The organism is Lichenihabitans sp. Uapishka_5 (genome assembly GCF_033947565.1).
GTDB lineage: Bacteria > Pseudomonadota > Alphaproteobacteria > Rhizobiales > Beijerinckiaceae > Lichenihabitans.
This window is the reverse complement of sequence record NZ_JARPVX010000016.1, coordinates 56,759-63,436: the sequence shown is the minus strand read 5'-3', so window position 1 is coordinate 63,436 and position 6,678 is coordinate 56,759. Positions and strand designations below refer to the sequence as shown.

The 6,678-nt window shown below is 69.0% G+C and carries 6 protein-coding genes and 1 pseudogene; all 7 read left to right on the top strand.

What is annotated here, in order from left to right; translation table 11 throughout:
- Positions 1-260: tyrosine-type recombinase/integrase (locus P7D22_RS09130; protein ID WP_319933915.1), on the top strand; the 260-nt coding region annotated here is incomplete at its 5' end.
- Between the two features lie 4 nt (positions 261-264).
- Positions 265-468: pseudogene (locus P7D22_RS09125) on the top strand (transposase zinc-binding domain-containing protein); the annotation flags it as partial.
- Between the two features lie 297 nt (positions 469-765).
- Positions 766-1,290, top strand: coding sequence for a flavin reductase family protein (locus tag P7D22_RS09120; RefSeq protein ID WP_319933914.1), 525 nt, complete (start codon positions 766-768; stop codon positions 1,288-1,290).
- Positions 1,291-1,303: 13 nt separating this feature from the next.
- Entirely contained in the window at positions 1,304-2,527 is a 1,224-nt protein-coding gene (locus P7D22_RS09115; RefSeq protein WP_319933913.1) for an SfnB family sulfur acquisition oxidoreductase, read from the top strand.
- A gap of 40 nt (positions 2,528-2,567) precedes the next feature.
- Positions 2,568-3,818 (top strand): SfnB family sulfur acquisition oxidoreductase, encoded by a 1,251-nt coding sequence (locus P7D22_RS09110; RefSeq protein WP_319933912.1) that lies wholly within the window; start codon positions 2,568-2,570, stop codon positions 3,816-3,818.
- A 10-nt stretch (positions 3,819-3,828) separates the two neighbouring features.
- Positions 3,829-5,229, top strand: a complete 1,401-nt coding sequence (locus P7D22_RS09105) for an LLM class flavin-dependent oxidoreductase (protein WP_319933911.1) — start codon at positions 3,829-3,831, stop codon at positions 5,227-5,229.
- 3 nt (positions 5,230-5,232) lie between these two features.
- The gene (locus P7D22_RS09100) at positions 5,233-6,594 is read left to right on the top strand and encodes an LLM class flavin-dependent oxidoreductase (RefSeq protein ID WP_319933910.1); all 1,362 of its coding nucleotides are present in this window, start codon (positions 5,233-5,235) and stop codon (positions 6,592-6,594) included.
- Positions 6,595-6,678: the final 84 nt, after the last annotated feature.

The window sequence follows — 6,678 nt, the reverse complement described above, 5'->3', positions numbered from 1 at the left end:
CGGCCGGCATCAAGAAGCGCGTCTCGCCCCACACGCTGCGCCACAGCTTCGCCACAGCTTCGCCACAGCTTCGCCACAGCTTCGCCACCCACCTGCTCGAGCAGGACGTCGACATTCGCGTCATCCAGGTGCTGCTCGGCCATTCCAAGCTTAACACGACCGCGCTCTACGCCCGCGTGGCCACTCGCACGATCCCGGCGGTCACCAGCCCGCTCGACCGCCTCAAGCTGCTGATGGAGGGCACCGACACCGGAGCCTGATCCGGTGTCGCGTCCCGCGTTGGAGATCGCCGACATCTTCCGCCGGCACGGTGCGGCTTGGCGCGCCGCCCATGCCGGCCACGTCAGCCTCGGCCAGCTCAAGGTGATGTCGGCCATCGAGACCTGCCGCACAGCGGCGCTCGGCGGCCACATCGAAGCCTGCGAGGGATGCGGCCAGACCCGCGTCAGTCCGGCCTATTGCAAATCAGTCTATAAAGCTAGTTGAGTAATCAATTCGTGGGTCAGCGATCGCGACGGGCTCAGGCGCGCATCCCCATCGAGGATACATCGCAGCTCAGGTTCGAGCCTCGCCAGACCCTTGGTTCGTTCCGCTCGGATCGTCGGACTTGGAAACCTTCGGGTTCGGCACTGGAAGTTGACATTATTTGTATACTGATGACCTATGCGGTGGAATGAGAGCCGAACGACAGGCCTCCAGTGAAGTGGTTTGGGCCTCTGCCGCAGCGCAAGGCACAGCCCCGTGACCAGGACGATCGGAGCCGGAATGAACTTTCCCGCCTCGAACTTCGCGCGTCCGCATGCCGATGCGCTGTCGCTGAAGGAGGCGATGCGCCGGCTGGTCGGCGGCGTCGCGGTGATCACGGCCGGGCTCGGCGACGAGCGTACGGGCCTCACCGCCACCTCGGCCGTGTCGCTGTCCATGGACCCGCCCACCATGCTGGTGACGGTCAACCGTAGCTCGTCGAGCTATCCCGTAATCGCGTGGCGGCGGCATTTCTGCGTCAACATCCTGCATGCCGACCAGGCCGACATTGCGACCCGCTTCGCCGGGGCGGGCGGGGCCAAGGGCGCGGCCCGCTACGACGGCGCCGACTGGATGCCCATGGGCTCGGGCGCGCTCGGGCTTGTCGGCGCGCTCGCGGTGATCGACTGCGAGGTTGAGGAGATCATCGAGCGCCACAGCCACGCGATCCTGCTCGGCGCCGTGCGCGACGTGCAGGGCGAGGCCGGCGACGGCACCGGTCTCGTCTACAGCCACGGCCGCTTCGGCAGCCTCAACCTGCTTTGAACGGAGCCGATCCATGAGCCACCCTGCGGCCGACCTGCCCCTCTTCGACCGGCACCCGAACGCCCATCGCATCGGCTCCGATGCCGAGGCGCTGGCGGTCGCGCGCGAGCTCGCGGCGGACTTCACCGAGGATGCCGCGGCGCGCGACCGCGAGCGCCGCCTGCCCGTGGCCGAACTCGATCGCTTTTCGGGGTCGGGTCTGTGGGGCATCACGGTGCCACGTGCCTACGGCGGCGCCGGGGTGAGCTTCGCCACACTGGCCGAGGTGATCGCGCTTATCTCGGTCGCCGATCCGTCGCTTGGCCAGATCCCGCAGAACCACCTTGCGGCGCTCGATGCCATCCGGGTGACGGCGTCCGAGGCGCAGAAGCGCCTGTGGTTCGGCCGCGTGCTCCAGGGGTATCGCCTCGGCAACGCCTTTTCGGAGAAAAACAGCCGCCACGTCGGCGCCTTCGAGACGACGCTGCGCCGGTCCGGCGAAAACTACGCGGTCAACGGCAACAAGTTCTATGCCACCGGCGCGCTCTTCGCCCACTTCATCCACATCGGTGCGGTGGACGAAGACGGCCATGTCCACCTCGCCATCGCGGATCGCGACGCGCCGGGTCTGACGATCACCGACAGTTGGTCGGGCTTCGGCCAGCGCACCACCGCGAGCGGCGACGTTGCGATCCGTGATGTCCAGGTGGGACCGGACGCCGTTATCCCGGCCTGGCGTGGCGGCGAGCAGCCCTCGTCGAACGGCTCCGTGTCGCAGATCATCCAGGCCGCGGTCGACCTCGGCATTGCGCGCGGGGCCTTCGACGAGACGATCCGGTTCGTGCGCACCCGGTCCCGGCCCTGGATCGACAGCGGCCAGGAGCACGCGCACGAGGATGTGTTCACCATCCATCAGGTCGGCGATCTCGCGGTGAAGCTCCATGCCGCCGAAGCCATGCTCCGCCTCGCGGGCCTCGCCATCGACGGCATTCTCGACGCCCCCACGCAAGCTGCCGCGACCGAGACCGCGGTCGCGGTGGCGCAAGCCAAGGTGCTCACCACAGATGTCGCGATCCTGGCTACCAACAAGCTGCACGAGCTCGCCGGCACCCGGTCGGTGCTGGCGGCCGACAACCTCGACCGCCACTGGCGCAACGCCCGCGCCCACACGCTGCACGATCCGGTGCGCTGGAAATACTTCCACGTCGGCAACCACGCGCTGAACGGTACGGCGCCACCGCGTCACGCCTGGAGCTGATCGGCTCGCTACCGTTTTCCCCAATCCAACGGACTGCCCCATGGCCACCGCGCTCGCCTCCCGGCTCAGCCCCGAACCCTTCGCTTTCGCGCCACCGCCCGTGCGACCCCGCCCCGTGCGCCGCATCCGCGACGACGCGGAAGCCCTCGCGGTCGCGCGCGAGGTCGCGGCCGGGCTGGCGGAGGGCGCGGCCCGCCGCGACCGCGAGCGCATCCTCCCCCACGACGAGCTCGAGGAGATCTCGGATGCCGGGCTCTTCGCCATCACGGTGCCGAAGGAGTTCGGCGGCGCGGGTGTCCGGGCGGGCACGGTGGCGCGGGTGATCGCGATCCTGGCGGGCGCGGACGGCTCGCTCGGGCAGATCCCGCAGAACCACTTCTTCCTGCTGGAGGGGCTGCGCCTGCAGGGCACGCCGGAGCAGAAGCGCTTCTTCTACGACCGCATCCTCCAGGGCGAGCGCATCTTCAACGCGCTGTCGGAGCGCGGCACCAAGACCGCGCAGGACCACGCGACGCGGCTGACGCGGACCGGTGAAGGGTTCGAGCTCAACGGCCGCAAGTTCTACTCGACGGGCGTGCTCTTCGCGCATTGGATCGGGGTGGTGGCGAACGACGAGGCGGGCGTCGGCACGTTGGCCTTTGTGCCCAAGGACGCGCCCGGCATCACGGTGATCGACGACTGGACCGGCTTCGGCCAGCGCACCACGGGCTCGGGGTCCACGGTGGTCGACCACGTCGCCGTCCATCCCTTCTCGGTCATCCCATTCAAAGCGATCTTCGATTTGCCGACCGGCATGGGTCCGTTCGCGCAAATCATGCATGCCGCCGTCGAGCAGGGCATCGCCGAGGCGGCGCTCGCGACCGCCATCCATTTCGTACGCCACCACACCCGGCCCTGGAAGGACTCAGGGCTCGATCGGGCGGCCGACGATCCCTACATCGTGTCGGCCGTGGGCGAGATGAAGATCCGCACCGATGCCGCGGGCGCGCTGCTCGACCGTGCCGGGCCGCTGGTCGATGCGGCGCGTGCGACCCCCGACGAGGCCAATGTCGCGGCGGCTTCGATCGCGGTGGCGGAGGCCAAGGTCGCCACCACGGAAGCGGCGCTCCTCGTCTCCAGCAAGCTGATCGAACTGGCGGGATCGAGCGCGACGCTCAGCGAACACGGGCTCGACCGCTTCTGGCGCAACGCCCGGACCCATACGGTTCATGACCCGATCCGCTGGAAGTATCGCTACATCGGCGACTACTGGCTCAACGGCCTCAACCCGCCCCGCCACGGCGCGATCTGAGGACTTCGGCATGTCACGCGAGATCCGCCTCAACGCCTTCGACATGAACTGCGTCGGGCATCAGTCCCCGGGCCTGTGGGCGCACCCGCGCGACCGGTCCTGGCAGTACAAGGACCTCGACTACTGGACGGGCCTCGCCCGGACGCTCGAAGCTGCGAAGTTCGACGGGCTGTTCCTCGCCGACGTGCTGGGCGTCTACGACGTCTTTCATGGCAACCTCGACGCGGCGCTTCGTCATTCTACGCAAGTGCCGGTCAACGATCCGCTGCAGCTCGTGCCCGCCATGGCGCTCGTTACCGAGCACCTCGGCTTCGGTCTCACGGCCTCGCTGTCGTTCGAGCACCCTTACACGTTCGCCCGCCGCCTTTCGACGCTCGACCACCTGACGAAAGGCCGGGCCGGCTGGAACATCGTCACGTCCTATCTCGACAGCGGGGCGAGGAACATCGGCCTGACGGGCCAGGCCGCGCATGACGACCGCTACGACGTCGCCGACGAGTACCTCGAGGTCTGCTACAAGCTGTGGGAGGGCTCCTGGGAAGACGGCGCCGTGCTGCGCGACCGCGACCGCCGCATCTTCACCGATCCCGCCAAGGTGCATCCCATCCGGCACAAGGGCCGCTACTTCGACGTCCCAGGCATCCACCTCTCCGAGCCCTCGCCGCAGCGCACGCCCGTGCTCTACCAGGCGGGCGCCTCGAGCCGCGGCCGGCGCTTCGCGGGCGCCCATGCCGAGTGCACTTTCGTGGCCTGCCCGTCGAAGGCCGTGCTGACGAAGAGCGTGGCCGATATCCGGGCCGCGGTGGCCGCAGCCGGGCGCAATCCGCACGACGTGAAGATCTTTAACCTGCAGACCGTGATCGTCGACGCGACGGACGCACAGGCGCAAGCCAAGTGGCAGGACTACAGGCGATATATCAGCCGCGACGGCGCGCTGGCGCTCGGCTCGGGCTGGCTCGGCATCGACTTCGGCCGCTACAGCGCCGACGAGCCGTTGCGCCACATCGAGACCAATGCGGTGCAATCCTCGGTCGACGCCTTCTCGTCGGCCGATCCGTCCAAGGTGTGGACCGTCGGCGAACTAGCCGACTGGATCGGCATCGGCGGGCTCGGCCCGCTCTTTGTCGGCGGCCCGGGGACGGTCGCCGACCTGCTGCAGGAGTGGCAGGACGAGACGGACGTCGACGGCTTCAACCTTGCCTATGCGGTCACGCCCGAGACCTTCGAGGACGTCGCGGCCCATCTCGTGCCGGAACTGCAGCGGCGCGGCGCCTACAAGCGCGACTACGCGCCCGGCACGTTGCGCGAAAAGCTGTTCGGCCGGGGCGCGCAACTGCCCGAAACGCACCCGGGCGCGGGCTACCGCGATCTCCGATCCGCGGCCGGGCCGCGGCTGTCGGCAGCGGAATAGCCCATGCCCAAGGAGATCCGCCTCAACGCCTTTGACATGAATTGCGTGGTGCACCAGTCGCCCGGGCTGTGGCGGCACCCGCGTGATCGCTCGCGCGACTACCGGCGACTGCAGCCTTGGGTCGATCTGGCCCGCACCCTCGAACGCGGCCTCTTTGACGGGCTGTTCCTGGCCGACGTGCTCGGCGTCTACGACGTCTACGGCGCGTCGCCCGACAGCGCGCTGACGCATGCCACGCAGGTGCCGAACAACGATCCGCTACTGCTCGTGCCCGCCATGGCGGCCGCGACCGAGCACCTCGGCTTCGGGGTCACGGTCACGCTCTCCTACGAGCCGCCGCTCCCCTTCGCGCGCCGCATGTCGACCCTCGACCACCTCACCGAGGGCCGCATCGGCTGGAACATCGTCACGGGCTACCTCGACAGCGCCGCCCGCGGCATGGGCGCCGCGCGCCAGCGCGGCCACGACGACCGCTACGCGGTGGCCGAGGACTACATGGAAGTCGTCTACAAGCTCTGGGAGGGCTCCTGGGCCGATGACGCCCCTGTGGCCGACAAAGAGCGGGGCGTGTTCGCCGATCCGGCCCGGGTTCGCCGGGTGACGCATGAAAGCCCGTTCCATCAGCTCGACGCTCTGCACCTGAGCGAGCCCTCGCCGCAGCGCACGCCCGTGCTCTACCAGGCCGGCACCTCGCCCGCCGGCCGCGGCTTCGCGGGACGCCACGCCGAATGCGTGTTCATGTCGGGCCCGTCGAAACAGGTCATCGCCCCCCGGGTCGCGGCGATCCGGCAGGCGGCCGTCGCGGCCGGGCGCCGGCCCGACGACGTCGTGATCTTCACCATGATGACGGTCATCGTCGCCGGAACCGACGCGGCCGCGCAGGCGCTCCTTGCCGAGTACCGCCGCTATGCCGATCCGCAAGGCGCCCTGACGCTGATGTCCGGCTGGACGGGGGTCGACTTTTCCCGGCTCGATCCTGACGGGATCGTCGAGCACGTCGAGAACGATGCCGGGCGCTCGGCCATGGAGAACATCACCCGGGCCGATTCCAACCGCCGCTGGACGGTGCGCGAGGTGGCCGAACACGTGTCGATCGGCGGCATCGGCCCCGTGCTGGTTGGATCGCCCGCGACCGTCGCGGACGGACTCGAAGCGTGGATCGACGACACCGGCCTCGACGGCTTCAACCTCACCTTCGCGGTGCGGCCCGAGACCTTCGAGAGCGTCGCCGACCTGCTGGTGCCGGAGTTGCAGCGGCGGGGCCGCTACAAGCGCGCCTACGCGCCCGGCACGTTGCGCGAAAAGCTCTTCGGCCATCCGCGGCTCGCCGAGACCCATCCCGGCCACGCCTTCCGCTTCATCTGAGAACGATCGGAACGATGCTGCACCTCACTTTCATTATGCGCCGGGTCATGCTTGCGGGGCTGATCGGCTTGCGCCGCACCTGGC

What these genes read in the sequence shown, in the direction of transcription:
- P7D22_RS09120 (WP_319933914.1), top strand. Translation starts at nt 766, where the DNA reads ATGAACTTTCCCGCCTCGAACTTCGCGCGTCCGCATGCCGATGCGCTG.
- P7D22_RS09115 (WP_319933913.1), top strand. Translation starts at nt 1,304, where the DNA reads ATGAGCCACCCTGCGGCCGACCTGCCCCTCTTCGACCGGCACCCGAAC.
- P7D22_RS09110 (WP_319933912.1), top strand. Translation starts at nt 2,568, where the DNA reads ATGGCCACCGCGCTCGCCTCCCGGCTCAGCCCCGAACCCTTCGCTTTC.
- P7D22_RS09105 (WP_319933911.1), top strand. Translation starts at nt 3,829, where the DNA reads ATGTCACGCGAGATCCGCCTCAACGCCTTCGACATGAACTGCGTCGGG.
- P7D22_RS09100 (WP_319933910.1), top strand. Translation starts at nt 5,233, where the DNA reads ATGCCCAAGGAGATCCGCCTCAACGCCTTTGACATGAATTGCGTGGTG.